The following is a 26,108-nucleotide window of genomic DNA, read 5'->3' on the forward strand; positions in this document are numbered from 1 at the left end:
GGTGACGAGGGCCGCCCGGCACGGGCGAGCCATCCTAGGCTCGCCGCCGTGCATATGACGATCCTTCACATTTCGCAACCGGTGGACGGCGGGGTCGCCCGCGTCGTCGCCGACCTGGTCCGGGGGCAGCGCGAGGCCGGCCACCGGGTGCTGGTCGCCTGTCCGCGCGGCGGACGGCTGGCCGAGGAGGCCGCCGCGGTGGGCGCGCTGGTCCAGGACTGGTCCGCCGGGCGCTCGCCGGGCCCGGGTACCGCCGCCGAGGCCTGGCGGCTGCGCCGGATCGTCCGGGCGGCCGCGCCCGACGTGGTCCACCTGCACAGCGCCAAGGCCGGGCTGGCCGGTCGGCTGGCGGTGCGCGGCGCCGTCCCGACCGTCTTCCAGCCGCACGCCTGGTCCTTCGCCGCCGTGGACGGCGCGCTGGCCGCCGCGACCCTGCACTGGGAGCGCTTCGCCACCCGGTGGGCGCACCGGCTGCTCTGCGTCAGCGTCCAGGAGCGGGCCGACGGCGTGGCGGCCGGGGTGCACGCCGACTGGGCGGTGGTGCCCAACGGGGTGGACGTCCGGCACTACGCGCCCGCCGACCGCCGGGCCGCCCGGATCGCGCTCGGCCTGGACCTGGACGCCCCGCTCGCGGTCTGTGTCGGGCGGCTGTGCCGGCAGAAGGGCCAGGACGTGCTGCTGGCGGCCTGGCCGGAGGTGTTGCGCCGGGTGCCGCAGGCCCGTCTGGCGCTGGTCGGCGGCGGGCCGGAGGAGCACCGGGTGGCGGAGCTGGTCCGGGAGAGCGTCGAGCCGGCCCGGGTCCGGCTGGTCGGGGACGTGGCGGACCCGCGTCCGTGGCTGGCGGCGGCCGACCTGGTGGTGCTGCCCTCGCGCTGGGAGGGGATGGCGCTGGCCCCGCTGGAGGCGATGGCGGTGGCCCGTCCGGTGCTGCTGACCGATGTGCCGGGGGCGCGGGAGTGCCTGCCGCCGGCGGAGCGGGAGCACGCGGTGGTCCCGCCGGAGGACGCGTCGGCCCTCGCCACCCGAATGGCGGAGGCGCTGTCCGATCCGATCGAATGCGAGCGACGCGGCGCGCGGCTGCGCGACCACGTGGTGGTGCGGCACGACGTGCGCACCGTGGTCGAACAGGTGGACGTCCTCTACCGCCATCTGCTGGGCGCCGGACCGTCGGCGCGGCGGCGCCGGGCCCGTGTCCCAGAGCGGATCTGATCGTTTCACATGCCGTGAATGCCCGCCGTTCCGGCGCTGTCGTATTCGCACCCTCAACCGGATATGGGACGAGGCGTCAAATCTGAAACACCTATTAATGGGCGGCTGAAATGAAACGGCAAGTCAACTTACAGTCCGTAGACCCTGGTTCGGTATTGTCGGATTTTGCCTGCTTCGTTCAGATTTCATACCGGGAATTCACGGCTGAGCCCCTCGCGGCCGAGTCCAGTTCGACCGGCCCCACTGCGATCGGCCCCGCCGCGGGAGATCCGAAAGCCGCCAGCGGCAGCAGGTGCTGTCAGGACCGCGCCCACCGGGCCGGGATGGCCGGCCCGGGCCAACCGGTGTCGGGGCACCGTCACCCCGGGCACACAGCAGGGGAGATCGTGCGCTGATGACCATTGACCACGACAGTGTGCCGCGATCGGGCCTGCCCCTGGCCGGCCCACGCCGGCCGGGCACCGGGCTCCTCGACCGCCCGGCGCGATCGGCACACAGTCGGACGGTCCCGGCGCAGCGCCGGCACCGTGGGGCGGTCCGCAACCGGCTAGCCCTGCCGCTCGCCCTGGTCCAGGCCGACACCATCGCGCTGTTCTCCGCCACCGGCATCGCCAACCGGGCCGTCGACCCGTCCGCCCCGCTCGACCCCCTGCTCGGCGTCCCCGCGGTCCTGCCCCTGCTGCTCCTGCTCAACCTGGCCGGCGGCCTCTACCGGGCCCGGCTCACCCTGTCCGTCCTGGACGAACTGCCCGTCCTGGCCGCCCGGGCGGTCGTCGCCGCCGCCTTCGCCGTCACCCTGTCCGGCTGCCTGAGCGGCCACTGGCCCGACTACGGCCCGGCCGACCCGGCCCGCCTCACCGTCCTGCTCGGCGCCCAACTGCTGGTCGCGACCGTCGGCCGCGCCGTCCTCTACCGCCTGGTCCGGCGGATCCGCCGCAGCCGCCCCAGCCCCGCCCTGGTGCTCGGCGCCGGCGGGCTCGGCCGCCGGATCGCCGCCGCCCTCGGCGAGCACGGCGAGTACGGGATGCGCCCGGTCGGCTTCCTGGACGCCGACCCGCCGCTGCTCGCCGGCGACACCGACCTGCCCGTCCTCGGCGGCCGCGAAGTGCTGGAGCGCGAGGTGCGCCGGCACCGGATCCAGCACGTGATCGCCACCGTCGGCGCCGGTGACGAGGCCGAGACCGCCGCCGCTCTGCGGGAGGCCACCCGGCTCGGCTGCCAGGTCTGGCTGGTGCCCGCGCTGCGCGAGTTCGGCTCGCTGCCCACCGCCCCGATCGCCGGCAGTGACCACCTGTGGGGCTTCCCCTGCCTGCGGGTCGGCCGCCCGGCGATGCGCCGCCCCGGCTGGGCCGGCAAGCGCGCCCTGGACATCACCGCCGCCGCGTTCGGCCTGCTGCTGCTCGCCCCCGTCCTGGCACTCTGCGCCCTCGCCGTCCGCTTCGACACCGGCCCCGGCGTGCTCTTCCGCCAGCAGCGCACCGGGCTGGACGGCCGGGTCTTCACCGTCCTCAAGTTCCGCACCCTGCGCCCGAGCAACGAGCACGAGTCGGCGACCCGCTGGAACATCTCGCAGGACCACCGGATGGGCGCCGTCGGCCGACTGCTGCGCAAGAGCTCGCTGGACGAGCTGCCGCAGCTGTGGAACGTCCTGCGCGGCGACATGAGCCTGGTCGGCCCGCGCCCCGAACGCCCGTACTTCGTCATGCGGTTCGGCCAGGCCTACCCCGAGTACGCCGACCGCCACCGCGTCCCGGTCGGCCTCACCGGCCTGGCCCAGGTCAACGGCCTGCGTGGAGACACCTCCATCGAGGACCGGGCCCGGTTCGACAACCGCTACATCGAGTGCTGGAGCCTCTGGCAGGACGTCAAGATCCTGTGCCGCACCGCGGCCCTGATGCTCCACCCGGACGGGAGCTGACCCGCGTGGCCCTGACCCTTCCCGCCGTCCCGCGCCCCGCCTTACGGAGGGCGCTGCCCGCGCTCGCGGACCGGCCCAGCCTGCTCGCCGCGGCCACCGTCCTGCTGGTCTGCGTGCCGACCGGCGAGAAGGACGTCACCGCCGCCGTCCACGTCACCGCCGCCGACCTCGCCTCGCTGGCGCTGGTCGCCCTCACCGCGCTGAACCTGCTGCGCGGGCGGCTGCCCGCCGTCGGCCGGACCACCTGCGCGCTGTTCGGCGGGATCGTGGTCGCCGCCGCCGTCGCCACCGTCGGCTCGATCGACCCGGCCACCAGCGTCACCGGTTTTGTCCGGCTGGTCCAGGTCTTCGTGCTGGTGCCCGCCGCGGTGCTCTGCTCGCTGTGCGACCGCACCGACCAGCGCCTGGTCCTCGGCTCCTTCGTGCTCGCCGGGCTGATCCAGGGCATGGTCGGCGCGAAGCAGTACCTCACCCACACCGGTGCCTCCTACACCGGTGAGCCGATCCGGGCCGTCGGCACCTTCGGCGCGCTGGACGTCATGGCGATGTCCACGGTGGTCAGCTTCGGCCTGCTCGCCGCCCTGGCCCTGGCGCTCGGGGCCCGCGAGCCGAAGGTCGCGCTCGAGCGACCGGAGGCGAGTAGGGAAGGCGCCACACAGGGGCCTCGGGGCGACGCCCGGCTGCGGCGGTCGATGTTCGCCGCCGCCGCCTTCCTCACCTTCCCGCTCGCCGTCTCGTTCAGCCGCGGCAGCTGGATCGCCACCGGCGTCGCCGCCACCGTGCTGCTGCTGCGCGCCGACGCCCGGCTGGCCGTCCGCAGCGCCGTCCTCGGTCTGGCCGCCGCGGTCGTCCTGGTCGGCGGCCTCGGCCTCGGCGGTTCCGGCGTCACCAAGCGGATCAGCTCGATCGGCTCCGTCTCCGCCGCCCCCGACCAGTCCGTCTCCGACCGCTACGACCTGTGGGCCACCGCCGGGCGGATCTGGCAGGACCACCCCGTCCACGGCGCCGGGCCCAAGGCCTTCCAGCAGCTGCGCGACAGCCACGCCCCGCTGCGGCTGTCCTCCGGCAGCGACGCCGCCGACCCCACCATCGGCTTCCAGCGCGAGCCGCTGCTCTCCCCGCACAACATGTACTTCCTGGTCCTCAGCGAGCAGGGCCTGATCGGCATCACCGCCTACGCGGCGCTCTTCCTCGCCCTCCTGCTCGGCTGCCTGCGCCGCTCCCGGGGCTTCGGCTTCGCGGCGCTCGCCCTGCTGACCTGGGTGCTGGTCGACTACCTGTACGCGGACATCGGCGGCACCACCACCGTGCTGACCTCCGTCGTCCTCGGCCTCGCCGCCCGCGCCGCCGCCGGGGAGGCGGACCTGTGACCACCGACCGGCCGGCCGCCCTGGCCTCCGCCCTGCCGGCCCCGCGCAGCGCGCCCGCCGAGCAGCCTGCCCCCGCACCCGACCCGGTGCCCCGGCGCGGCTTCCTCGCCAAGGCCTTCGGCATCACCGCCGTGCTCAGCGCCGCCGGCTCCGGCCTCGGCCTGCTGCGCGACCTCCTGCTGGCCCGCTACTTCGGCGCCAACCAGGGCACCGACGCCTTCCTGGTCGCCTGGACCGTCCCCGAGACGGCCGCGCCGCTGCTGATCGAGGACGCCATGTCCTTCCTCATGGTGCCCGCCTTCGCGCTCGCCCTGGTGCTGCGCGAGGAGGACCCGGACGCCCCCGACCCGGTCCGCCAACTGGCCCGCGCCACCCTGCCCTGGCTGCTGCTCGCGCTCAGCTGCCTCGCCCTGGCCGCCGCCCTCGGTGCCCCGCAGCTGGTCGAGCTGCTCGCCCCCGGCCTGCCCGACCCCGGCCTGGCCGTCACCTGCACCCGGATCACCGCGATCACCGTGCTGCCCTTCGGCGTGGCCGGCTACCTGGCCGCCGCGCTGCGCGCGCACCACCGCTTCACCGCCCCGGCCGGCATCTACGTCGTCTACAACCTCGGCATCCTGGCCGTCCTGCTCGGCTTCCACGCCTCCCTCGGGGTGCGCTCCGCCGCCCTCGGCGTCGCGGCCGGCAGCCTGCTGATGGCCGGCCTGCTGGTCGGCCCGTTCCTGCGCGGGCTGCGCCAGGGCCACCCCGGCAGCAGCAGCACCGGCACCGGTACAGGCGGCGGCAGCGGCGCCGGCCGCGCCCGCCGTTCGCGCAAGGCGCTGGTGCTGATGCCGATCGCGCTGCTGCCGGTGGGCGCCTTCACCCTGACCCGCCAGTCGCAGGTCTTCGTCGAGCGCTACCTCGGCTCGGCGCTGCCGCCCGGCACCATCTCGCACCTCAACTACGCCGCCAAGGTCTCCCAACTCGCGATGACGGCGGGCATCCTGATCTGCACCGTCACCTTCCCGCTGGTCGCCCGGGCGCTCGCCGCCGGAGACCTCGCCGGCGCCCGCGACCGGGTGGAGAAGGACCTCGGCCAGGCGGCGGCCGTCGTGCTGCTCGGCACCGCCTTCCTGATGGCCTGCGCCCCCTCCGTCGTCGCGCTGCTGTTCGAGCGCGGCGCCTTCGGCCCCCGCGACACCGCCGCCACCGCCGACGTCATCCGGGTGTACAGCTTCGGCCTGCCCGCCCAGGCGCTGATCGGCGTGATGATCCGGCCGTACTTCTCGCTGCGCCCGGTGGTCCGCCGGGCCGACGACCCCGGCACCGAGGACGGCCGCCGCCGGCTGCTGGACTGGTTCCCGGCCGCCGCGATGGTGCTCGGCCTCGGCGTCACCGTCGCCACCGGCCTGCTCGCCACGCCCACCTTCGGCGCCCTGGGACTCGCCGCCGGCAACGCGGCCGGCATCACCACCACCGCCGCGCTGCTGCTGCGCGGCCTGGTGCTGCGCGGCATCCCGCTACGGCTGCGCCGGGTCCTCGGCGGCCACGGCCGGCTGGTGGCCGCCGCCGCCGGGGCCACCGTGCTCGGCACCGCCGCCGCCGGACTGGCCGCCGACCCCCTGCTCTCGACCCTCCTCGGGGGCCTCACCGTGGCGCTGGCCTTCGCCGCCCTGGGCACCGGTCTCGGTGCCCACGAGGTGCGCGGTCCGGTCCTCGCCGCCGCCCGGGCCCTGAACCCGCACACCGTCGCCACCGTCGCCGAAGAAGGGAAGCGTCCCCATGGACAATGAACGGGGCACCGTTCGTTCGGCCCAGGCGGGCGTCAGCAACGCCTCGCCGCACCGGGCGCGACTGCCCAGGAGCCGTCACCCGGTCGGTGAACCGCCGATTCCCGGCCCCGCCTCACCGTGGATCCTGATGTACCACTCGGTGGCGGTCGAGAAGGAGGACCCCTACCGGCTCACCGTCAGCCCCGAGCGGTTCGCCGAGCAGATCGCCTGGCTGCACCGGCGCGGCCGGCGGGGTGTCTCGGTCCGCGAGCTGATGCGGGCCCGCGCCCTCGGCCGGGACGACAAGCTGGTCGGCCTCACCTTCGACGACGGCTACGCGGACTTCGCCCGGTACGCCGTACCGATCCTCCAGGCCTACGGCTTCACCGCCACCGCGTACGTGGTCGCCGACCTGCTCGGCCGCGACAACAACTGGGACACCGAGGGCCCGCGCAAGAAGCTGCTCACCGTCCCGGAGGTCACCGAACTCGCGGCCGCCGGCTGGGAGATCGGCTCGCACGGCCTCGGCCACCAGGCGCTGCCCGGTCTGCCGGCCGAGGCCCTCGCGGTGCAGGCCCGGGAGAGCCGGCGCCTGCTGGAGGAGGTCGTCGGCGGCCCGGTCACCGGCTTCTGCTACCCGTACGGCGCCGTCGACCTGCCCGCCACCCTGGCCATCCGTGACGCCGGGTACGACTACGCCTGCGCCATCGCCCACTCCCCGCTCACCGGCCGATTCGCCCTGCCCCGCTGCTACGTCGGCGACCGCGACGGCGCCTGGCGGCTGCGCGCCAAGAAGGGCCGGCACCGACTGCGCGACGCCCTCACCGAGCTGCGCCGCGCGCGCACGGCGCGCCCCGAGCGCCCCGGAGGCGAGCGGGCGGTCACGGAGCGTCGGCCGTGAGGGTGCTGCACATCGTCACCGGGCTCGCCTCCGGCGGAGCGGAGCGCCAACTCCACCTGCTGCTCCGGCACTTGCCCGCGCACCAGCAGTGCGAGGTGCTCGCCCTGACCAACCCGGGCGCGGTCGCCGCCGCCCTGCGCGCCGACGGCGTGACCGTCCACCACCTCGGCATGCGCGGCAACCGGGACCTCGGCGCGCTGCCCCGGCTGGTCCGGCTGGTCCGGGCCGGCCGCTACGACCTGGTGCACACCCACCTCTACCGGGCACAGCTGTACGGCCGGCTGGCCGCGCGGCTGGCCGGGGTGCGCGCGGTGGTCTCCACCGAACACTCGCTGCACGCCGGGGTGATCGAGGGCCGCCCGGTCACCCGGGGCGTCAAGGGCCTCTACCTGGCGGCCGAGCGGCTCGGCTGCACCACCGTCGCGGTCTCCCGGCAGGTCGCCCAGACGCTGCGCTCCTGGGGCGTGCCGCCGGCCCGGATCGAGCTGATCCCCAACGGCATCGACACCGGCCGCTACCGCCTCCCACCCGTCGACCGGGCCGTCACCCGACGTCGGCTGCGGGCCGAACTCGGCCTGCCGGAGGGGAGTTGGGTGATCGGCGGAGTGGGCCGGCTGGTCCCCGGCAAGCGCTTCGAGGTCCTGGTCGAGGCACTCGCCGAACTCGACCCGGCGACCCGGCTGGTGCTGGTCGGCGAGGGTCCGGAGCGCGCCGCGCTGGAGCGCCGGGCCGCCGCACTCGGCGTCCGGGAGCGGCTGGTGCTCACCGGCGAGCGCGACGACGTGCCCGAGCTGCTGGCCGCCTTGGACGTGCTGGCCGCGCCCTCCACCGCGGAGACCTTCGGCCTCGGCGTCCTGGAGGGCCTCGCGGCCGGGCTGCCGGTGCGGCACAGCGCCTGCCCGGCGCTCGACGAACTGCCGCCCAGCGCCGCCCCGCAGGCCCGCCGGATCCCGTCCGAGCCCGCCGCCTACGCCGGTGCCCTGCGCGACCTGCGGCACCTGAGCGAGCACACCGCCGACCCGCTGCCGCACCCGCCGGCCGTCGGCCACTACGACATCGCCCGGGTCGCCGCCGACCTGGGCGCCCTCTACGACCGGCTGGCCCGCGCTTGACCGCCCGCCACCGCCGGAACCGCCGTCCCATACCCAAGGAGCCACACCCATGACCACACCGCGCCGAAGCGCCCGCCGCCTGGTCCGCCGCTGGTGGCCGGTGGCGCTCGCGGTTCCGCTGGGCGCCGCGGCCGGCGCCGGGTACGCCGTCGTCTCGCACCCCTCGTACGCCGCCAACGCCTACGTCCTCGTGGTCCCACAGAACCCCGGCGAGGCCGCGACCGCGACCAACTTCGCCCAGGCGTACGGGCGGCTGGCGGGCCAGCCGCAGGTGCTCGCGGTGGCGGCCGCCGAGACCGGCCATACCCGGGGCGAGCTGGAGTCCCTGGTGCACGGGACGACCTCCCCGGACGCCCCGATGATCGAGATCACCGGCACCGGGACGCGCGCCCAGGAGGCCGCCCGGACCGCCGACGCGGTGGCCCGCTCGCTGGTCGCCTTCGCCAACACCAGCAGCAAGGACACCAACGTCCGGCTGGTGACGCTCGCCCCCGCCGCCGCGCCGGACACGCCGACCACACCCTCCGCCAAGCTGGACGTCGCGGTCGGCGGCGCGGCCGGACTGCTGCTGGGCGCGCTGGCGATGATGACCCGCCGCCGGGGCGAGGCCGAGGCACCGCAGGCCGCCGAGGGCACCGGGACCCCGCAGACCCCTGCGGCCGCCGGACCGGCCGAGGCCCCGACGACGCCGCGCCCGCGCAGCGAGGACCAGCCGGCCAAGGCCGGGCCGGACACGAAGGCCGACGCCGTGAAGGGCAGCACCGTGAAGGCCGACGCCGTGAAGGCCGCCACCGCGAAGAGCGACGCCGTGAGGAGCGACACCCGGAAGGCTGACACCGCGAAGGCCGCCGCGAAGGCCGCAGCCGCCGCCGAGGCCGAGGCCGAGCCCGAAGCGGCGGAGGAGCCCCCGGCCACGGAGAAGCCGACGGCGAAGGAGAAATCGGCGGCGAAGGAGAAGTCGGCGGCCAAGGAGAAGAGCGCGGCCGGGAGCGGCCGATGAGCACCGAGACCCGCAGCGCAGGCCGGACGGCCCGGTCGGCGGCGTCGTCCTGGACCACCGAGCTGCGCTGCGAGGACGACGCCCTGGACACCCTCGCCGAGGAGTGGGACGACCTGGCCGCCCGCTGCCGGACCGCCACCTTCTTCCAGGCCGCCGCCTGGCAGCGCTCCTGGTGGCGCCACTACGGCCGCCCGGGCGGCCTGGTCGTGGTGCTGGTCCGCCGGGACGGCCGGCTGGTCGGCGCGGGCGCCTTCCGGCGTCGCGGCGGCCCCTTCGGCGGCCTGACCGGCCTGGGCGCCGGGCTGGCCGACTACACCGACGTCCTGCTCGACGACGAGTGCGCCGACCGGGCTGCCGCCGAGTTCGCCGCCGCGCTCCCGCTCACCCGACCCTGGCACTGGCTGGAGCTGCGCGAGGTCCACCCCGAGGCGGCGGTGCAGCGGGTGTACGCGCACTGGCGCGGCGACCGCCGCCGCTTCGAGGACTCGCTCTGCCAGTACCTGCCGGCGGTCCCGATGGAGCGGCTGCTCAAGCGGCTGCCCGGCAAGACCGCCCAGCGCAGCCGGGTGAAGCTGCGCAAGATCGCCGAGGCCGGGGTGCAGGTCCGCTCGACGCCGCCGGCCGAGGTGGCGGAGGCGCTGGAGGAACTGCTGCGGCTGCACTTCCTGCAGTGGCAGGTACGCGGTGTGACCCCGGAGCACCGCACCGAGCGGTTCGCCCGGCATCTGACCGAGTCCACCACCGGCCTGGTCGCCACCGGCAGGGCCGCCGTCCACCAGTTCCACCTGGACGGCCAGGTGGTCGCGGTGAACCTGCTGCTGCTCTGCCCCTCCTTCGGCGGGCTGTACCTGTACGGCGCGCACCCGGTGCTGCGCGAGCGGCTGGACATCGCCGGGCTGCTGTTCGGCGCGGCACTGGACGAGACGGTCGGCGCGGGCATCCCGCTGCTCGGCCTGCTGCGCGGCCAGGAGCCGTACAAGCAGCGCTGGCGCCCGGACCGGCTGCCCAACCAGCGGCTGCTGCTGGGCCCGTCGGGGCCGGCGCCGGCGGTGCTCGTCCGGGCCGGGGCGGTGCGCGCCCGGCAGGCGGCGGCGCACCAGCTGCGCACCTGCTTCCCCAGGCTCAAGGAGGCGCTGCTGGCCCGCCGCCGCAGCTGACCGTTCAACGCCGGGTGGGCGTCGAACCGGCCGACGGGCTCGCGGCCGGGCCCGTCGGCGGCGTCGCGGTCGCGCTCGGCCGGACGGTCGCGGTCGGCAGCGCCGGAATGCTCGGCACCGCGGGTACGGTCGGCACCGCCGGAGCGGTGGGCGCCGGGGGCGCTGTCGGCACCACGGCCGGCGCCCCCTTCGACCCGGACATCAGCTGCTTGAACCGCGCCGCCGAGCGCGGGTTGCTGCCGCACTGGAAGAAGCCGTGCGGGCAGTAGTCGGTGATGGTCTGGTAAGCGGTGTCGTGGGTACGGATCCAGTCGACCATCCGCTGGACGAACTCGGGATTGTCGCCGTTGCGGAACAGCCCCCACTCCGGGTACGAGACGGGCTTGCCGCGCTTGGCGGCGAACTCCACCTGGTCCTGCAGGCCGTACGGCTCGCGCACGTAGTCGTCGAAGGTGCCCCCGGCGGGCTGGTCGTAGCTGTCCATGCCGATGATGTCGACCACGTCGTCGCCGGGGTAGCACTTGGTCCACGGGATGGCGTCCGGGCCCCGGTTCGGGGCGAAGTCGAAGCGGAACCGCTGCCCGGGCACCGAGCGCATCACTCCGACGATCCGCCGCCAGTAGGCCTTCCACGCGGACGGGTCGGGCTTGCAGCGGTGGGTGTAGGTGGTGCCGTTCATCTCCCAGCCGACGGTGAGCACGGTGTCCGCGCCGCCCAGCGCGACCAGTTGTCGGGCGAGCCTGAGGAAGTGCGCGTCGTAGTCCCCGTGCGCGCCCTGGGCGAGCAGCTTCGCCACCTCGCCGTCCGGCACGTTCTCCTCGTTGGGCACCAGCATCGGCACACCGAGCACGAGCAGCCGGGACGGGTCGGCCAGCCGCCACTGCGACCACATGCCGAGCACCACCGGGTCGCCGTCGATGTCGGCCCAGTCGTTGCCGGCCAGGTAGGTGTGGCCGACCTGCAGGTTCGCGTCGCCCAGCCACTGGGCGTACCGGCCGATCTGCGGGATGTAGTTGTCCCAGGAGCCGACGAAGGCGCCGAACGGCGGCTCGTGCTTCGGCCGCTGGGCGGGCGGGCGGGGGGCGGCGCCGCGCGGCTCGAAGGCGTCCGAGGAGAGGGCGCGCCGTTCGGTCTGGCTGAGCGGAGTCCCGGCCGGGACGCCGACCGTGGCCATCAGCAGCAGGGCGGCGGCGGCCAGCGTCAGGCGGCCGATTCGCATGGTCTCTCCTCCGACGTCGCGTGGGAGGGGCGCCCGGTCTCGGCGTGGACGGACCGTGGCGCCCCGCTCGCCGACAGTAGGGCCGCCGGAGGACAGAAAAGCCGAATGTCACCCTAAAGTGGGCGATATTCGAACGCCGTCTGCCGCAATGGCCGCCGACCGGCCGCCGTGTATCAGATCTGTAACGGTCCGACCGGGCCCCCGCGGCCCGGCCCGCCCCGCCCCGCGGAGCGGCCGGGGAGCCGACGACGCAGGTGGGCGGGTGGGCGTGCGGGCGGGGCGCGCGCGGCCGGGCGCGCGGTTCGCGGTACGGGCGGGGCCCGGAACCGGGCTGACTCGCGTGCCCGGCGAAAGGTACGCTCCGGCCGTGTCCCGGAAGCCGCTGCGTGTACTGACCCCCCGCTCGATCCTGCCTGCCCTGGCGGTGATGCTGGTCCTTGCGGCCGGCGCGGCGGCCCACGCGAACAAGCCGGTGCCGTTCGGCGACCGGGTGGCGGGGCCGGGCGACGCGGAGGCGACGCCGGTGAACTCCGAGTCGCTCAGCGCGGCCGACCTGGACCTGCGGGTGGGCCCGGGCCTGGAGGCCTTCCACAAGCAGACCGGCGAGCAGGCCTGGTCCTACCGCCGCGAGGGAGCCGAGGCGCTCTATCTGGCGATGGCCGGGGACAACGCGATCGTGGTCTGGGACGACGGCATCGTCACCTCGGTGCGCCCGGGCGACCACGAGGTGCGCTGGCACCGCGCGGTGCCGGGCCTGGCGGACTGGCTGCGCGGCGACGGCGAGCCCGGCGCCGACAAGCGGACCGACGCCCAGCGCAAGCAGCTCGCCAAGCAGCGGGCCGCGGCCGCGCTGCACCCCGTCCAGCGGAACGGCTCGCCCTGGCTGGCCCTGATGACCCCGAACCTGACGATGGGTCTGCGCGACGCCGACGGTGACCTGCGCTACAACGACAAGCCGGCCAACGGCTGCGCCTTCGACCCGCTGCGCGCCGTGCACACCGACTACGCCGTACTCATCCCGCGCACCTGCACCAACAGCAGCGGGCAGGCCGTCTCGGGCGCCATCACCGGCTACCGGCTGGACAGCAACGGCTGGGCGATGAGCACCGGCCCGGCCGCGACGGTCAAGGTGCTGGACGCCAGCCGGGTGGAGATCACCGACGGCCCGGTCATGCCGCCCAAGGTCTTCGACACCAAGGCGGCCGCGCCCGAGACGGCCTGCGGCACCCTCGACGTACCCTTCGCCGCCGTCCGGCCGCAGGGCAACTGCGTCGACCCGTCGGCGGCCCCGGCCGCGGACGCCCCGGCGGCTCCCACGGCCCCGGTGGCCCCGGCCGCGACCGACGCCCCGGCCGCTCCGGACACTCCCGCCGCGACCGATGCCCCGGCCGCGACCGACACCCCGGCCCCCTCCGCTCCGGCGGGCGACCAGCCGGCCGCGCAGCAGCCGTAAGCCGGCGGGTACCCCGGGGCGGTAGTCCCCCCGGGGTGTTTCGTGCGGCCCGGTAGACTTGCCGTCATGGCTATCTCCTCCGGGCAATAGCGGGCGGCGGCGCCCAGTGTGCTGCGCCGACCGCCGATGAAAGCCCCTTTCCGCTCGCCCGGCCCCGGGTCCCCGCCCGGCCGCCCGCCCACGTCCCAGGAGTAGTTCCCAGCCATGATTTCCGCCAACGCCCTCGAGCTGCGCGCCGGTGCCCGGATCCTGATCGAGTCCGCGAGCTTCAAGGTCGCCCCGGGCGACCGGATCGGCCTGGTCGGGCGCAACGGCGCCGGCAAGACCACGCTCACCAAGGTGCTGGCCGGCGAGGGTATGCCCGCCGCCGGGACCGTCACCCGTTCGGGCGAGGTCGGCTACCTCCCGCAGGACCCGCGCACCGGCGACCTCGACGTCCTTGCCAAGGACCGTATCCTGTCCGCCCGCGGCCTCGACACCGTGCTGAAGAAGATGCGCGAGAACGAGGAGCGGATGGCGAACGGAAAGGGCGCCACCCGGGACAACGCGATGAAGAAGTACGCCCGGCTGGAGACCGAGTTCCTCACCAAGGGCGGGTACGCCGCCGAGGCCGAGGCCGCCACCATCGCCGCCGCGCTGGGGCTGCCGGACCGGATCCTGGCCCAGCCGCTGCACACCCTCTCCGGTGGTCAGCGCCGCCGCGTCGAGCTGGCCCGGATCCTCTTCTCGGACTCCGACGTGCTGCTGCTCGACGAGCCCACCAACCACCTGGACGCCGACTCGATCGTCTGGCTGCGGGACTTCCTGAAGACCTACAAGGGTGGCTTCATCGTCATCTCGCACGATGTCGACCTGGTCGAGACGGTCGTCAACAAGGTCTTCTACCTGGACGCCAACCGCTCCGCGATCGACGTCTACAACATGGGCTGGAAGCAGTACCAGCAGCAGCGCGAGGACGACGAGAAGCGCCGCAAGCGCGAGCGGGCGAACGCCGAGAAGAAGGCCGCCACCCTCAACGCGCAGGCCGACAAGATGCGCGCCAAGGCCACCAAGACGGTCGCCGCGCAGAACATGGCCCGCCGCGCCGACAAGCTGCTGTCCGGCCTGGAGCAGGTCCGGATGAACGACAAGGTCGCCAAGCTGCGCTTCCCCGACCCGGCCCCCTGCGGCAAGACACCGCTGACCGCCAGCGGCCTGTCCAAGTCCTACGGCTCGCTGGAGATCTTCACCGACGTCGACCTCGCGATCGACCGGGGCTCCCGGGTCGTCGTGCTGGGCTTCAACGGCGCCGGCAAGACCACCCTGCTGCGGATGCTGGCCGGAGTGGAGCAGCCGGACACCGGCGAGGTGATCCCGGGCCACGGCCTGAAGATCGGCTACTACGCCCAGGAGCACGAGACCCTGGACCCGGACCGCACGGTGCTGGAGAACATGCGCTCCTCGGCGCCCGACACCGACCTGGTGCAGATCCGCAAGATCCTCGGCTCGTTCCTGTTCTCCGGCGACGACGTCGACAAGCCGGCCGGGGTGCTCTCCGGCGGTGAGAAGACCCGTCTGGCGCTGGCCAGCCTGGTGGTCTCCTCCGCCAACGTGCTGCTGCTCGACGAGCCCACCAACAACCTCGACCCGGCCAGCCGTGAGGAGATCCTGGGCGCGCTGCGCGAGTTCTCCGGCGCTGTCGTGCTGGTCACCCACGACGAGGGCGCGGTCGACGCGCTCCAGCCGGAGCGGATCATCCTGCTGCCGGACGGCGTGGAGGACCTCTGGAACCCGTCCTACGCCGATCTGGTCTCGCTGGCCTGACCGGAAGTAGACGCGGCATCCGCTTTTCGGACCAGAAAAACTAGTCCTTACGGCGTGTCCGGGAATGAAGTAGACCCGGATTCCGTTTAAGGACTTCCCGTCGGCCCGCCACTCGATCGTGGTCGGGCCGACGCTGCTGATCAGCCCTTTCACGGCGAATGGCGGTAACCGCCCGGGGGCGTGCACTCTGCGTGAGCGCCCTGATGCGCTCGGATCACCACCGCAGGACCACGCATTTCCGGCATCGACCTTGTCGAATGGGTGGCCAGGACGCGGTGGATGGGTGATCATGGGAATCTGACCGAGCAACGCTACGAGGAGGCACGGGTGGCCGAGACTCTGAAAAAGGGCAGCCGGGTGACCGGTGCCGCGCGTGAGAAGCTCGCGGCCGATCTCAAGAAGAAGTACGACTCCGGGGCGAGCATTCGCGCTCTCGCGGAGGAGACCGGTCGTTCGTACGGCTTCGTGCACCGGATGCTGAGCGAGTCCGGAGTGATCCTCCGGGGCCGCGGCGGTGCCACGCGGGGCAAGAACAAGGCGACTGCCGGGGCCGGTTCCTGACGGTTCGTCAGCCATTTGCTGGGATGACGCGGCGGCAGGGCGCCGACTGAGGAGACGGCAGCTGGCCGACAGCTGGACGTGTGCCCTCGGGTCGTGTGGACCGGCCGCCGATCGTCATGTCCGGGGCGCCGTCCGCCCCCGTCCTCCTTTCCTGCGGGCCCGGTCGATCTTTCCGGGCCGGGCCCCCTGCCCTCGCGCGTCCAGTTTTGTTACTCTCCGGTAGCCACATCCCCCGCCACCGGAGGTCCCCGCATGACCGCCCCCGCCACCGACCCGCAGGCTCCGAGCTGGGAGCGGGACGGCGTCCGCCTGGAGATCGAAGGCGAACTCGCCGTCGTCACCCTCTGTCAGCCCAAGCGGCGCAACGCGCAGTCGCCCGCCCTCTGGCGCGCGCTCACCGACGCCGGACGTGACCTGCCCGGCAGCGTCCGGGTCGTCCTGCTGCGTGCCGAGGGCGTCTCCTTCTCGGCCGGGCTGGACCGGGCGATGTTCACCGCCGAGGGCATCCCGGGCGAGCCCAACTTCCTGCAGCTCGCCGCGGCGAGCGACAAGGAACTGGACGACACCATCGCCTCGTACCAGGAGGCCTTCACCTGGTGGCGCCGCCCCGACTTGATCTCCATCGCCGTCGTCCAGGGCCACGCCGTCGGAGCGGGCTTCCAGCTGGCCCTCGGCTGCGACCTGCGGGTGGTCGCGGAGGACGTCCAGTTCGCGATGAAGGAGACCGCGCTCGGCCTCGTCCCGGACCTGGCCGGCACCAAGCCGCTCACCGAACTCGTCGGCTACGCCCGCGCGCTGGAGATCTGCGCGACCGGCCGCTGGGTCGGCGCCGAGGAGGCCGCCGCGATCGGGCTGGCCAACCTGGCCGTGTCGGGCGCGGAACTGGACGCCGCCGCCCGGGACCTCGCGGCGGCCCTGCTGGCGGCTCCGCGCGGCGCGGTGATCGAAACCAAGGCCCTGCTGCAGGGCGCCGCCGGGCGCTCCTTCGAGGAGCAGCGCTCGGCCGAACGGGTGGCGCAGGCCCGTCGGCTGCGGGAGCTCGCCGGGATCGACGACTGACCTCGCATCGTTCGACCGCCCGTCTCTGATCGAAGGCCTGCCCCCAAGGATGTCCGGGGCGGGCCTTCGGCGTTTCCCGGGTCCGTCGCGGGTCCGTCGCGGGTCCGTCGCGGGTCCGTCGCGGGGTCGGGCGGGCGCCGGGCGGGTGCCCTTCGGCGGGCGCGGAACGTGGCGAAATGCCAGAGTTGGGGAGGTTTGCGATATAGCTGGAGCCGTACGACGGGAGATATGCCCATGCCTGACACTCCGACGCCCGCGACCCTGCACAAGAACGCCGGCGGTGCCCCGACCCCCGGCCCGCCGCCGGGCGCCTCCGGCGGAGCGAAGCCGGTCGAGGAGCGCGGCCGTACGGCGCTGGCCGTCGGCGTGGTGGAGAAGATCGCCGGGATGGCCGCCCGGGAGGTCCCCGGGATCCACGCACTGGGCTCCGGGCTCGCCCGTACGTTCGGTGCGATGCGGGACCGGGTGCCCGGCGGCAGGCCGAGCGTCGGGCGGGGCATCAAGGCCGAGGTCGGCGAGCGGCAGACCGCCATCGACATCGCCCTGGTGGTCGAGTACGGCGTCGTCATTCCCGAACTCGCCCGCCAGGTACGGGAGAACATCATCAACGCGGTCGAGCGGATGACCGGCCTCGAGGTCGTCGAGGTCAACATCGCGGTCAACGACGTCCACCTCCCGGACGAACCGGAGTACGAGGAGGAAGAGGAGCCGGCGTCGGCGCCGGGGCAGCGCCCCAAGCTCAAGTAGCGGGCACGGCCGAACGAGGCAGCGGAGCACGAGGCAGGGCCGAACGAGGCAGCGCGGAACGAGGGAGTAGCGGATGAACCTGGCCATCGTCGGCCTGGTGGTGGGCATGGCCCTCGGCTTCGCCGGGTACTTCGGGGGGTTCGCGGCGTTCCTGCTGGTGGGTGCGCTCGGGCTGGTCGGCTTCGTGGTCGGGCGGCTGCTGGAGGGCGACATCGAGCTGGGCGAGCTCGGGGACCTGCTCCGCGGCCGCGACCGGCGCCGCTGATGGCGGCCTCTGCCTCCGGCCCGGTCCCGTTCTCGGGGCGGCGGGGGCGGCTGCGGGTCGCCGACCGGGTCTACGCCCGGATCGCGGCCCGGGCGGCCCGGGAGGTGCTGGCCGGCGCGTGGCCCGCCGGGCGGGTGAAGGGCGCGCCGCCGCGCGTCTCGGTGGCGGTGCCCGGGAGCACGGTGACGGTCCGGGTCGAGGTCGAGCTGCCCTTCCCTGCGGACGTGGCGGGGTTGGCCGTGGCGATGCGGGAGGCGATCGCCGCGCGGGTGGTGGGGCTGACCGGGACCAGCGTGTCGGACGTGGTGATCGTGGTCGAGAAGCTGGTGCCGGGGGGAACCTCATGAGCGACCTGAGGACCGAAGCCGTCGAGGGGTCGGCCGACGGGGTGGCCGACGGAGCGGGCTCGGGGAGGTTACGAAGGCTGCGGGCGCCGCGGACGGTGGCTGCCGCGCTGGTGGCGACGGCGGTCCTGGTGGTCGCGGGGGCGCTGCTGTACGACGTGATCGCGGTCCGGGCCGGACAGCCGGCCCGCAGGTGGCGGGCGCAGATCGTGGACGAGCTGGCGACTCGGCACCTCGACGACCTGTGGGTGCTGGTGGGAGCCGGGGCGGCGGCGCTGCTGGGCGGGTGGCTGCTGTGGTTGGCGATCGCGCCCGGGCTGCGGCGGTGGCTGGTGCTGCGGCCGTACGGGGGCACCTCTGCGGCCGTCGACCGGGCCGGGATCGGGCACCTGCTGGCGGACCGGGCGGCGGCATTGGCCGGGATCGACCACCTGCGGATCCGGGTCGGGCGGCGGGGGGTCCGGGTCTCGCTGGCCGGGCCGGCCGATCCGGCGTCGGTGCAGCGGCAGTTGCGGGAGGAGTTGGATCGGGTGGGGTTGGCGCGGCCGTTGCGCTTGGACGTGCGGACGGCGGGTGGGCGCCGGGCGGGTGGGGACGCGGGGAAGGGCCCGGAGTCGGACGGCGCTGCGGCGGAGGGCCCGGCGGCGGACGCAGGGGCGGGACCGGGGGTGGTCGGATGAGGCGGGTGATCGTCAACCGGGTGCTGTTGGGCGCGGCGGGGGTGGTGCTGCTGGGTGTGGGGGTGCTGGTGCTGGCGGGCGGACTCGACCTGTACCGGCGGTTGGGCGTGCATCCGCCGGAGTCGTGGCCGCTGACGTCACCGGACCAGCCGGTGGTGAGCGCGCGGACGCGCGGGCGGTGGGTGTCCTCGACGTGGTGGTGGCCGACGGTGATCGGCGGGCTGGCCGTGCTGCTGGTGGGCATGGTGTGGTGGCTGGTGGCGCAGCTGCGGCGCACCGGGCTGTCGAGCATCGCGGTGCCCACGCCGGGGGTGAGCGGGCTTCGACTGCGGGTCGGCGCACGGGCGTTGGAGGAGGCGCTGGAGACCGGGACGGCGGTGCTGCCCGAGGTCGAGCGGGCGGGGGTCCGGCTGGTCCGGGCGCCCGGACACCCGCGGTTGCGCGGGGCGGTGCGGTTGACGCCGGGCGGGGACCCGGCCGCGCTGGTGGAGCACTTCGAGGACGGGCCCCGGGCCGATGCGTGCCGCAGCCTCGGGCTGCCGGAGCTGCCCGCGGACCTGCGGATCCGGGTGTTGCAGGCCGCCCCCGCCGAGCCGCGGCACCGGCGGACTCGGCGGCGGAGGCAGTCGAGGGTGGAGTGATCGAGGGTGGAGCAGGGGGCCTGGGGGTGGGTCAGAGGGTGCGGAGGGCGCCGCCGTCGACGGGGACCATCAGGCCGGTCAGGTAGGAGGCGGCGGGGGAGAGCAGGAAGGCCGCGACCTTGCCGAACTCCTCGGGGGTGCCGTAACGGCCGAGCGGGATACCCGCGCTGGCGGAGGCCCGGGCGGCCTCCGGGTCGGCGGCGAGGGAGTCCAGTTCGCGGACCCGGTCGGTGTCGATCCGGGCGGGGAGCAGGCCGACCACCCGGATGCCGCGGGGGCCGAGCTCGTCGGCGAGGGCCTTGGCGGCCATGGCGAGACCGGGACGCAGGCCGTTGGAGATGCCCAGGCCGGGGATCGGCTGGCGGACCGAACTGGAGAGCACGAAGCCGATCACACCGCCGTCGGAGAGGGTGGCGGCGGCCGCGCGGGCGAGGCGGAGGGCGCCGAGGAAGACGGATTCGAAGGCGTCGCGCCAGGCCTCCTCGGGGGTCGTCTCGACCGGGCCGGCCTGCGGGCCGCCGACGCTGATCAGGATGCCGTCGAGGCGGCCGAAGTGCTGCCGGGCCTCGGCGAGGAGGCGCTCGGGGGTGTCGGGGGAGGCGTTGTCGGCGACCAGGCCCCGGGCGGTGCCGAGGGCGCCGAGTTCGGCCACGGCTCGGTCGACGGCTTGCCGGGTGCGGCCGCTGACGAGGACGCGGGCGCCGTCGGCGGCGAGCTCGCGGGCGGCGGCGAGGCCGAGGCCCCGGGTGGCGCCGGTGACGATGTAGGCCTTGTCTTTCAGTCCGAGATCCATGAGGGACATAGTGCCGGGTGGGGTCGCTGGCCGGAGAAGGGGATGGTCGTTCCGGGGGCTGGCGTTGACGTCCGGGGGAACGTTTACGGTCGTTGCCGGAAGCGCGGGAGGAGCGGGTTCAGCATGCGGATCGGGGAGCTGGCGGAGCGGGCGGGGACGACCACGCGGGCGTTGCGGTACTACGAGCAGTTGGGGTTGTTGCCGGCCCGGCGGGCGGGCAACGGGTACCGGGCGTACGACGAGGGGGACCTGCGGCTGTTGCGGGAGATCCGGATGCTGCAGGACTTCGGGTTCGGGCTGGAGGAGACCCGGCCGTTCGTGGAGTGTCTGCGGGCGGGGCACCCCGAGGGGGACTCGTGTCCGGCCTCGCTGGAGGTGTACGAGCGCAAGCTCGCCGAGTTGGACGACTGCCTCGCGCGACTGCAGGACGTGCGGGCGCGGGTGGCCGGTCAGTTCGAGCGGGCGGTGCGGGCGCGGGACGACCTCGCGGCTTCCGAGCAACCACCACTGTGTGAACTGGCGAAGGAGTAGGCGATGGTGCAGATCGCGGGTGTGCCGGCGGTGACGGACGAGACGTTCGCCGCGGAGGTGTTGGCGGCCGAGGGGCCGGTGCTGGTGGACTTCACGGCGGACTGGTGCCCGCCGTGCCGGATGATGGCGCCGGTGCTGGCGGACGTCGCGCGGGAGGAAGCGCACCGGCTGCGGGTGGTGAGCGTCGACGTGGACCACAATCCGCGGACCCAGGCGGCGTACGGCGTGCTGTCGATGCCGACGTTGATGGTGTTCCGGGGCGGGCAGCCGGTGCGGTCGGTGGTGGGGGCGCGGGCGAAGGCCCGGCTGCTCCGGGAGCTGGAGGACGTGCTGTAGGCCGTGGGCCAGGCGATGTGCTGGAGCCCGTGGGCTAGGCCGGGACGGGTTCGGTGACGGTCTCGGGTTCGGCGGCCTGCTTGGCACGGTCCTTGGCCTCGCGGCGGGCGAGGATCCAGACGCCGACCGGGATCATCGCCGTGAACAGCCACCACTGGATGGCGTAGGCCATGTGCGGGCCGATGTCGGAGTGGTTGGGCTCGGGGATCAGCTCGGGCTGGTCGGCCGGGGCCGGGGTGGTGGCGGCGAGTTCGAGGTAGCCGCCGAGGAGGGCGGTGCCGCTCTCCTTGGCCTGCTCGTCCGTGTTGATCAGGTTGAACTGGCGGTCGGGCAGGCCGGCGCGGTCCTTGATACCGCTGGCGCCGTAGGTCTCCTCGGCGCGCAGACGGCCGGTGAGGGTGACCTCGCCGGTCGGGGCGGCCGGGACGGGCGGGTACTGGGTGGCGCCGTCGCCGGAGGCGACCCAGCCGCGGTTGACCAGGACGGTGCCCTTGCCGTCGGAGAGCTTCAGCGGGGTCACGACGAAGTAGCCGATGCTCCCGTTGGAGTCGGTCCGCTTGCGGACCACGAACTCGTGCGCCACGTCGTACCGGCCGGTGGCGGTCACCGCGCGCCAGGTCAGGTCCCTGGGGACCGCGAAGCCGGCGGTCGGCGACAGGGTGTCGAAGGGCACCGGGGCGGCCGTGAGGGCCTTGCCGATCAGCTCGTTCCGGGCCACCCGCGCCTCGTGGCGGTGCAGCTGCCAGAAGCCCAGCTTGATCGTCGCGGGGATCAGCAGCAGAGCGATCAGCATGGTGATCAGCCACTGGCGGGTCAGCAGAAAACGGTACACATGGGAACGGTACGCCGACCTCACAACGGGCTCACGTACCGGGGTGCGGGGCGACCTCGCGCAGCAGCTGGAGGAAGGCGTCCTCGGTGACCACCGGGGTGCCGACCTCGCGGGCCTTGCGGGCCTTGCCGCTCCAGCTGTCCGGCTCGTTGGTGACGAGCAGGCTGGTGAGGCGGCTCACCGAGCCGGCGATGTGCAGGCCGGCCTCGACGGCGCGGTCCTCGAGGAGTTCGCGGTCGGTCGAGGTGTCGCCGGTGAAGGCCACCCGCATGCCCTGGACCAGCGGCTTTCCGTCCAGCCAGCGCCCGGGGTTGGGGTACGGGCAGGGCGGGCGCTTCTTGGCCTGGCGGTAGCTCGCGCCGGTCCAGGAGGCGCGGCCGGGGGCGGCGGGCTCGTCCTCGCCGAGGTCGGTGACGGCGACGCAGTTCTGCAGCGGCAGCGGGACGCCGCCGAGGCGGGCGAGGTGCAGGCTGGGGCGGAAGGCCTCGGCGAGCACCCGGGCGTCGTCCAGGGCGTTGTGGGCGTGGCGCTGCTGGACGCCGAAGTGGGCGGCGAGCGAGGACAGCTTGCCGTTGGGCAGCGGCAGGCGCAGGTCGCGGGAGAGGACCATGGTGCACAGCCGCTGCTCGACCGGGGCGCGCAGGCCGGCCCGGGAGAACTCGCGGGAGATCATGTTCCAGTCGAAGAGCGCGTTGTGCGCGACCAGGACCCGGCCGCGCAGCCGGTCGGCGAGCTCGTCGGCGACCTGCGGGAAGGTCGGGGCGGTGGAGAGCAGCTCGGTGGTCAGGCCGTGGATCCAGACCGGTCCCGGGTCCCGCTCGGGGTTGACCAGGGTGTACCAGTGGTCGGTGACCTCGCCGTCCGGGTCCAGCTGGTAGACGCCCGCCGAGATGACGCGGTCCGAGCGGCCGAGGCCGGTGGTCTCGACGTCGACGACCGCGAAGCCCTCGTCGGGGGCGGCGGAGCGCTGGGCGGGGACCGGGGCGGTCCTCGGCGCGGGCTGGATCGGTTGCATGGTCCAACAGGATAAGGGGCGCCGCGGAGGGGCCTGGCCGGAATGTTCCGACCGACCGGCCGGAATAGAGTGGTCGGCGGGGGTGTCGTACACCTGGTCGAGATCGTTTCAGTGAAGGAACAGCGCATGCGTGCCACCGTGATTCACGGCCCCAACGACATCCGGATCGAAGACGTACCGGACCCGGTGATCCAGCATCCGACGGACGTGGTGCTCCGCGTGGTGAACGCCTGCATCTGCGGCAGCGACCTGTGGGCCTACCGCGGCGTGGCCCAGCGGGTGGCCGGACAGCGGATCGGGCACGAGTTCCTGGGGGTGGTCGAGGAGGCCGGCGCCGAGGTGCGCGGCTTCGCCAAGGGCGATCTGGTGGTGGCGCCGTTCGTCTGGTCGGACGGGACGTGTGATTTCTGTCGCGAAGGCCTGCAGACCTCCTGCCCGCACGGCGGGTTCTGGGGGCAGGTCGGCTCGGACGGCGGCCAGGGCGAGGCGGTGCGGGTGCCGTTCGCGGACGGGACGCTGGTGAAGCTGCCGAAGGAGGCGGCGGGCGACGAGAAGCTGCTGCCCGGGCTGCTGGCGCTGTCGGACGTGATGGCGACCGGGCACCACGCGGCGGTCTCGGCGCGGGTGCGGCCCGGGGCGACGGTCGCGGTGGTCGGCGACGGCGCGGTGGGCCTGTGCGGCGTCCTGGCGGCGCACCGGCTGGGCGCGGGCCGGATCATCGCGCTGGGCCGGCACACCGCCCGGACCGAGCTGGCCCGGCGCTTCGGGGCGACGGACGTGGTGGCCGAGCGCGGGGACGCCGCCGTCGAGGCGGTCAAGGAGCTGACCGGCGGCCAGGGCGCGCACGCGGTGCTGGAGGCGGTCGGCACCGAGGAGTCGATGCGGACGGCCATCTCGATCACCCGGGACGGCGGCGCGGTCGGGTACGTCGGCGTGCCGCACGGCGGCAGCGCGGGCGTGGACATCGGTCAGATGTTCGGCCGAAACGTTTCGCTGAACGGTGGTGTCGCGCCGGCCCGCGCGTACATCCCCGAGCTGCTGCCGGACGTGCTCTCCGGGGCCATCGAGCCGGGCCTGGTCTTCGACCGCACGGTCGGCCTGGACGGCGTGCCGGACGGCTACCGGGCGATGGACGACCGCTCGGCGCTGAAGGTCCGGATCGCCTTCTGACGCATCGTCAAGAGGGGTGGCACTGTTGGTCGGTGCCGCCCCTCTTCGCATGGGGTGGGGGTGGTCCGAAGTGGCGCGGGTGGTGGTTTTCGGCCATTCGGATGGCGCGAGGGGGTGAACGACCGGCTGATCGCGGTCAACCCCTTTCGGGGCGGGCACGACGCTCCTAGCATTGCGCGGCGCGTCCGCGACATGTGACGCCCCTCACGCTCGATCGTTCCCCCCGTGTGACAGCTACGCCGAAGGAGTGAGGAGAAAGAGTGGATTCGCCGCCGATCACCACTTCCACCACGGAAGTCCAACTCATCGACGACAGCGAGGAGTTCCGTACCCTGCGGCGCTCGTTCCGGAGCTTCGCCTTCCCGGTCACCATCGGCTTCGTGCTCTGGTACCTGCTCTACGTCCTGCTCTCCTGCTACGCCCCCGGCCTGATGCGCGCCAAGGTCGCCGGGCACGTCAACGTGGCCCTGGTACTCGGGCTGCTGCAGTTCGCCACCACCTTCGCGATCGCCGCCTGGTACGCCCGCTACGCGGACCGGCGGATCGACCCGGCCGCCACCGCGATCCGCGAGGCGCACGGCGCCGTCCTCCATGCCCCCCGGGAGTCCGCCGAATGACATTGCTCGCCAGCTCCGCCACCGAGCACCGCGGCCTGACGATGACCCTGTTCGGGGCCTTCGTGCTGGCCACCCTGGTCATCACCGTCTGGGCCGGGCGGCAGAACCGCAGCGCCGCCGACTTCTACGCCGGCGGCCGTGGCTTCACCGGCTTCCAGAACGGCCTGGCCATCTCCGGCGACTACATGTCCGCGGCCTCCTTCCTCGGCATCGCCGGGCTGATCGCGCTCAACGGCTACGACGGCTTCCTGTACTCGATCGGCTTCCTGGTCGCCTGGCTGGTCGCGCTGCTGCTGATCGCCGAGCCGCTGCGCAACTCCGGCCGGTTCACCATGGCGGACGTCCTCGCGTTCCGGATGCGCCAGCGCCCGGTGCGCACCGCGGCCGGCGTGTCCACCATCGTGGTGTCGATCTTCTACCTGCTCGCCCAGATGGTCGGCGCCGGGGCGCTGGTGGCCCTGCTGCTGGGGGTCACCGGGGAGGGCGCCAAGCGGTGGACCATCCTCGCGGTGGGCGCGCTGATGATCATCTACGTGGTGATAGGGGGCATGAAGGGCACCACCTGGGTGCAGATCGTCAAGGCGGTGCTGCTGATCGCCGGCGCCGCGCTGATGACCGTCCTGGTGCTCGCCAAGTACCACTTCAACCCCTCGGAACTGCTCGGCGCGGCCGCCTCCGCGAGCGGCAAGGGCTCGGCCTTCCTCGAACCCGGGCTGAAGTACGGGGCCACCAACACCTCCAAGCTCGACTTCATCAGCCTCGGGATCGCGCTGGTGCTCGGCACCGCCGGCCTGCCGCACATCCTGGTCCGCTTCTACACCGTCCCCACCGCCAAGGCGGCCCGGAAGTCGGTGCTCTGGGCGATCGGCATCATCGGCGTCTTCTACCTGATGACCCTGGCACTCGGCTTCGGCGCGGCGGCGCTGGTCGGCCGCAGCGGCATGGTGGCCGTCGAGGGCAAGACGCCGTCCGGGAACACCGCGGCGCCACTGCTCGCCGAGCAGCTCGGCGGCGGGGCCGGCACCACCGGCGGGGCGATCATGCTCGCGGTGATCTCGGCGGTCGCCTTCGCCACCATCCTCGCCGTGGTGGCCGGGCTCACCCTCGCCTCCTCGGCCTCCTTCGCGCACGACCTGTACGCCAACGTGATCCGGCGCGGCAAGGCGAGCGAGAAGGAGGAGGTGCGGTCGGCGAAGTGGGCGGCCGTGGCGATCGGCGCGGTCGCCATCGTGCTCAGCCTCTACGCGGGCAAGCTCAGCACCGCCGCCCTGGTGGCGCTCGCCTTCGCGGTGGCCGCCTCGGCGAACCTGCCGACCCTGCTCTACTCGCTGTTCTGGAAACGCTTCACCACCGTCGGCGCGGTCAGCTCGGTCTACGCCGGTCTGATCTCCTCGGTCGTGCTGGTGATCTTCTCCCCGGTGCTGTCCGGGGCCAAGAACTCCCTCTTCCAGGGCGTCGACTTCCACTGGTTCCCACTGGAGAACCCCGGCCTGGTCTCCATCCCGATCGGCTTCCTGGCGGGCTGGCTCGGCACCCTGCTGTCCAGGGAACGTCCCGACCCGGCGAAGTACGCTGAACTGGAGGTCCGCTCGCTGACCGGACTGGGCGCCCATTGATCATCCCG

The 26,108-nt window shown here is 74.1% G+C and carries 26 protein-coding genes; 22 read left to right on the forward strand and 4 right to left on the reverse strand.

Annotated elements, in window-relative coordinates; all coding sequences use genetic code 11:
• Positions 1 to 54 precede the first annotated feature (54 nt).
• From ACIBEC_RS35390 to ACIBEC_RS35425, 8 genes are all read left to right on the forward strand, one after another.
• The gene (locus ACIBEC_RS35390) at positions 55 to 1,209 is read left to right on the forward strand and encodes a glycosyltransferase (protein WP_360499625.1); all 1,155 of its coding nucleotides are present in this window, start codon (positions 55 to 57) and stop codon (positions 1,207 to 1,209) included.
• 394 nt (positions 1,210 to 1,603) lie between these two features.
• Complete coding sequence (locus tag ACIBEC_RS35395) at positions 1,604 to 3,127, forward strand: exopolysaccharide biosynthesis polyprenyl glycosylphosphotransferase (RefSeq protein ID WP_360499627.1); 1,524 nt, start codon at positions 1,604 to 1,606, stop codon at positions 3,125 to 3,127.
• A gap of 5 nt (positions 3,128 to 3,132) precedes the next feature.
• On the forward strand, positions 3,133 to 4,497 hold the full coding sequence (locus tag ACIBEC_RS35400) for an O-antigen ligase family protein (RefSeq protein ID WP_360499629.1): 1,365 nt from the start codon (positions 3,133 to 3,135) through the stop codon (positions 4,495 to 4,497).
• Positions 4,494 to 6,269, forward strand: coding sequence for a lipid II flippase MurJ (locus ACIBEC_RS35405; RefSeq protein WP_360499631.1), 1,776 nt, complete (start codon positions 4,494 to 4,496; stop codon positions 6,267 to 6,269). Before ACIBEC_RS35400 ends, ACIBEC_RS35405 begins: the two co-directional genes overlap by 4 nt.
• Positions 6,259 to 7,149, forward strand: coding sequence for a polysaccharide deacetylase family protein (locus tag ACIBEC_RS35410; protein WP_360499633.1), 891 nt, complete (start codon positions 6,259 to 6,261; stop codon positions 7,147 to 7,149). Before ACIBEC_RS35405 ends, ACIBEC_RS35410 begins: the two co-directional genes overlap by 11 nt.
• On the forward strand, positions 7,146 to 8,261 hold the full coding sequence (locus ACIBEC_RS35415) for a glycosyltransferase (RefSeq protein ID WP_360499635.1): 1,116 nt from the start codon (positions 7,146 to 7,148) through the stop codon (positions 8,259 to 8,261). The genes ACIBEC_RS35410 and ACIBEC_RS35415 overlap by 4 nt, the downstream gene beginning before the upstream one ends.
• Positions 8,262 to 8,310: 49 nt before the next feature.
• Positions 8,311 to 9,261 (forward strand): Wzz/FepE/Etk N-terminal domain-containing protein, encoded by a 951-nt coding sequence (locus ACIBEC_RS35420; protein ID WP_360499637.1) that lies wholly within the window; start codon positions 8,311 to 8,313, stop codon positions 9,259 to 9,261.
• Positions 9,258 to 10,418, forward strand: coding sequence for a GNAT family N-acetyltransferase (locus ACIBEC_RS35425; protein WP_360499639.1), 1,161 nt, complete (start codon positions 9,258 to 9,260; stop codon positions 10,416 to 10,418). Before ACIBEC_RS35420 ends, ACIBEC_RS35425 begins: the two co-directional genes overlap by 4 nt.
• 4 nt (positions 10,419 to 10,422) lie before the next feature.
• Here the strand turns inward: ACIBEC_RS35425 and ACIBEC_RS35430 are convergent, their stop codons facing one another.
• On the reverse strand, positions 10,423 to 11,637 hold the full coding sequence (locus ACIBEC_RS35430) for a glycosyl hydrolase (protein ID WP_360499641.1): 1,215 nt from the start codon (positions 11,635 to 11,637) through the stop codon (positions 10,423 to 10,425).
• Positions 11,638 to 12,004: 367 nt separating this feature from the next.
• Here ACIBEC_RS35430 and ACIBEC_RS35435 point away from each other — a divergent pair, with 367 nt between their 5' ends.
• From ACIBEC_RS35435 to ACIBEC_RS35475, 9 genes are all read left to right on the forward strand, one after another.
• Positions 12,005 to 13,090, forward strand: a complete 1,086-nt coding sequence (locus ACIBEC_RS35435; protein WP_360499643.1) for a hypothetical protein — start codon at positions 12,005 to 12,007, stop codon at positions 13,088 to 13,090.
• A 204-nt stretch (positions 13,091 to 13,294) separates the two neighbouring features.
• Positions 13,295 to 14,893 carry an ABC-F family ATP-binding cassette domain-containing protein gene (locus tag ACIBEC_RS35440; protein ID WP_360499645.1) on the forward strand — a complete coding sequence of 533 codons (1,599 nt, stop codon included), beginning with the start codon at positions 13,295 to 13,297 and terminating at the stop codon, positions 14,891 to 14,893.
• 327 nt (positions 14,894 to 15,220) lie between these two features.
• The gene (locus tag ACIBEC_RS35445) at positions 15,221 to 15,454 is read left to right on the forward strand and encodes a helix-turn-helix domain-containing protein (protein ID WP_030059940.1); all 234 of its coding nucleotides are present in this window, start codon (positions 15,221 to 15,223) and stop codon (positions 15,452 to 15,454) included.
• A gap of 252 nt (positions 15,455 to 15,706) precedes the next feature.
• Positions 15,707 to 16,513 carry an enoyl-CoA hydratase/isomerase family protein gene (locus tag ACIBEC_RS35450; protein WP_360499647.1) on the forward strand — a complete coding sequence of 269 codons (807 nt, stop codon included), beginning with the start codon at positions 15,707 to 15,709 and terminating at the stop codon, positions 16,511 to 16,513.
• Positions 16,514 to 16,747: 234 nt separating this feature from the next.
• Positions 16,748 to 17,260 carry an Asp23/Gls24 family envelope stress response protein gene (locus ACIBEC_RS35455; RefSeq protein ID WP_360499648.1) on the forward strand — a complete coding sequence of 171 codons (513 nt, stop codon included), beginning with the start codon at positions 16,748 to 16,750 and terminating at the stop codon, positions 17,258 to 17,260.
• A 73-nt stretch (positions 17,261 to 17,333) separates the two neighbouring features.
• Complete coding sequence (locus ACIBEC_RS35460; protein ID WP_360499650.1) at positions 17,334 to 17,525, forward strand: hypothetical protein; 192 nt, start codon at positions 17,334 to 17,336, stop codon at positions 17,523 to 17,525.
• The gene (locus ACIBEC_RS35465) at positions 17,525 to 17,872 is read left to right on the forward strand and encodes a hypothetical protein (RefSeq protein WP_360499652.1); all 348 of its coding nucleotides are present in this window, start codon (positions 17,525 to 17,527) and stop codon (positions 17,870 to 17,872) included. Before ACIBEC_RS35460 ends, ACIBEC_RS35465 begins: the two co-directional genes overlap by 1 nt.
• Positions 17,869 to 18,549, forward strand: a complete 681-nt coding sequence (locus ACIBEC_RS35470; protein WP_360499654.1) for a DUF6286 domain-containing protein — start codon at positions 17,869 to 17,871, stop codon at positions 18,547 to 18,549. The genes ACIBEC_RS35465 and ACIBEC_RS35470 overlap by 4 nt, the downstream gene beginning before the upstream one ends.
• Positions 18,546 to 19,190 carry an alkaline shock response membrane anchor protein AmaP gene (locus tag ACIBEC_RS35475; RefSeq protein ID WP_360499656.1) on the forward strand — a complete coding sequence of 215 codons (645 nt, stop codon included), beginning with the start codon at positions 18,546 to 18,548 and terminating at the stop codon, positions 19,188 to 19,190. The genes ACIBEC_RS35470 and ACIBEC_RS35475 overlap by 4 nt, the downstream gene beginning before the upstream one ends.
• 31 nt (positions 19,191 to 19,221) lie before the next feature.
• On the opposite strand, the gene ACIBEC_RS35480 is transcribed toward ACIBEC_RS35475, so the two are convergent.
• On the reverse strand, positions 19,222 to 19,983 hold the full coding sequence (locus ACIBEC_RS35480; protein ID WP_360499658.1) for an SDR family oxidoreductase: 762 nt from the start codon (positions 19,981 to 19,983) through the stop codon (positions 19,222 to 19,224).
• A 123-nt stretch (positions 19,984 to 20,106) separates the two neighbouring features.
• Here ACIBEC_RS35480 and ACIBEC_RS35485 point away from each other — a divergent pair, with 123 nt between their 5' ends.
• A complete protein-coding gene (locus ACIBEC_RS35485) occupies positions 20,107 to 20,514 on the forward strand; it encodes a MerR family transcriptional regulator (protein WP_360499660.1) in 408 nt (135 codons plus the stop codon).
• Between the two features lie 3 nt (positions 20,515 to 20,517).
• A complete protein-coding gene (trxA, locus tag ACIBEC_RS35490; RefSeq protein WP_360499662.1) occupies positions 20,518 to 20,850 on the forward strand; it encodes a thioredoxin in 333 nt (110 codons plus the stop codon).
• A gap of 34 nt (positions 20,851 to 20,884) precedes the next feature.
• On the opposite strand, the gene ACIBEC_RS35495 is transcribed toward trxA, so the two are convergent.
• Both ACIBEC_RS35495 and ACIBEC_RS35500 read right to left on the reverse strand, forming a co-directional pair.
• Positions 20,885 to 21,682 (reverse strand): SURF1 family protein, encoded by a 798-nt coding sequence (locus ACIBEC_RS35495; protein WP_360499664.1) that lies wholly within the window; start codon positions 21,680 to 21,682, stop codon positions 20,885 to 20,887.
• A 31-nt stretch (positions 21,683 to 21,713) separates the two neighbouring features.
• A complete protein-coding gene (locus ACIBEC_RS35500) occupies positions 21,714 to 22,697 on the reverse strand; it encodes a DEDDh family exonuclease (RefSeq protein ID WP_360499666.1) in 984 nt (327 codons plus the stop codon).
• Positions 22,698 to 22,823: 126 nt separating this feature from the next.
• Here ACIBEC_RS35500 and ACIBEC_RS35505 point away from each other — a divergent pair, with 126 nt between their 5' ends.
• The 3 genes from ACIBEC_RS35505 (at position 22,824) to ACIBEC_RS35515 (ending at position 26,100) form a co-directional block, all read left to right on the forward strand.
• Positions 22,824 to 23,867, forward strand: a complete 1,044-nt coding sequence (locus ACIBEC_RS35505) for a zinc-dependent alcohol dehydrogenase family protein (protein ID WP_360499668.1) — start codon at positions 22,824 to 22,826, stop codon at positions 23,865 to 23,867.
• 260 nt (positions 23,868 to 24,127) lie between these two features.
• Positions 24,128 to 24,484 carry a DUF485 domain-containing protein gene (locus ACIBEC_RS35510; protein WP_360499670.1) on the forward strand — a complete coding sequence of 119 codons (357 nt, stop codon included), beginning with the start codon at positions 24,128 to 24,130 and terminating at the stop codon, positions 24,482 to 24,484.
• On the forward strand, positions 24,481 to 26,100 hold the full coding sequence (locus ACIBEC_RS35515; protein ID WP_360499672.1) for a cation acetate symporter: 1,620 nt from the start codon (positions 24,481 to 24,483) through the stop codon (positions 26,098 to 26,100). The genes ACIBEC_RS35510 and ACIBEC_RS35515 overlap by 4 nt, the downstream gene beginning before the upstream one ends.
• Positions 26,101 to 26,108 lie beyond the last annotated feature (8 nt).

Source organism: Kitasatospora sp. NPDC051164, assembly GCF_044455625.1.
GTDB lineage: Bacteria > Actinomycetota > Actinomycetes > Streptomycetales > Streptomycetaceae > Kitasatospora.

Bases quoted from the DNA above. Each gene is read 5' to 3' on its own strand.
- ACIBEC_RS35485 (WP_360499660.1), top strand. From the start codon at position 20,107: ATGCGGATCGGGGAGCTGGCGGAGCGGGCGGGGACGACCACGCGGGCG.
- trxA (WP_360499662.1), top strand. From the start codon at position 20,518: ATGGTGCAGATCGCGGGTGTGCCGGCGGTGACGGACGAGACGTTCGCC.
- ACIBEC_RS35480 (WP_360499658.1), bottom strand. From the start codon at position 19,983: ATGGATCTCGGACTGAAAGACAAGGCCTACATCGTCACCGGCGCCACC.
- ACIBEC_RS35440 (WP_360499645.1), top strand. From the start codon at position 13,295: ATGATTTCCGCCAACGCCCTCGAGCTGCGCGCCGGTGCCCGGATCCTG.
- ACIBEC_RS35515 (WP_360499672.1), top strand. From the start codon at position 24,481: ATGACATTGCTCGCCAGCTCCGCCACCGAGCACCGCGGCCTGACGATG.
- ACIBEC_RS35430 (WP_360499641.1), bottom strand. From the start codon at position 11,637: ATGCGAATCGGCCGCCTGACGCTGGCCGCCGCCGCCCTGCTGCTGATG.
- ACIBEC_RS35460 (WP_360499650.1), top strand. From the start codon at position 17,334: ATGAACCTGGCCATCGTCGGCCTGGTGGTGGGCATGGCCCTCGGCTTC.
- ACIBEC_RS35450 (WP_360499647.1), top strand. From the start codon at position 15,707: ATGACCGCCCCCGCCACCGACCCGCAGGCTCCGAGCTGGGAGCGGGAC.
- ACIBEC_RS35500 (WP_360499666.1), bottom strand. From the start codon at position 22,697: ATGCAACCGATCCAGCCCGCGCCGAGGACCGCCCCGGTCCCCGCCCAG.
- ACIBEC_RS35420 (WP_360499637.1), top strand. From the start codon at position 8,311: ATGACCACACCGCGCCGAAGCGCCCGCCGCCTGGTCCGCCGCTGGTGG.
- ACIBEC_RS35395 (WP_360499627.1), top strand. From the start codon at position 1,604: ATGACCATTGACCACGACAGTGTGCCGCGATCGGGCCTGCCCCTGGCC.
- ACIBEC_RS35390 (WP_360499625.1), top strand. From the start codon at position 55: ATGACGATCCTTCACATTTCGCAACCGGTGGACGGCGGGGTCGCCCGC.
- ACIBEC_RS35410 (WP_360499633.1), top strand. From the start codon at position 6,259: ATGGACAATGAACGGGGCACCGTTCGTTCGGCCCAGGCGGGCGTCAGC.
- ACIBEC_RS35425 (WP_360499639.1), top strand. From the start codon at position 9,258: ATGAGCACCGAGACCCGCAGCGCAGGCCGGACGGCCCGGTCGGCGGCG.
- ACIBEC_RS35475 (WP_360499656.1), top strand. From the start codon at position 18,546: ATGAGGCGGGTGATCGTCAACCGGGTGCTGTTGGGCGCGGCGGGGGTG.
- ACIBEC_RS35505 (WP_360499668.1), top strand. From the start codon at position 22,824: ATGCGTGCCACCGTGATTCACGGCCCCAACGACATCCGGATCGAAGAC.
- ACIBEC_RS35465 (WP_360499652.1), top strand. From the start codon at position 17,525: ATGGCGGCCTCTGCCTCCGGCCCGGTCCCGTTCTCGGGGCGGCGGGGG.
- ACIBEC_RS35470 (WP_360499654.1), top strand. From the start codon at position 17,869: ATGAGCGACCTGAGGACCGAAGCCGTCGAGGGGTCGGCCGACGGGGTG.
- ACIBEC_RS35455 (WP_360499648.1), top strand. From the start codon at position 16,748: ATGCCTGACACTCCGACGCCCGCGACCCTGCACAAGAACGCCGGCGGT.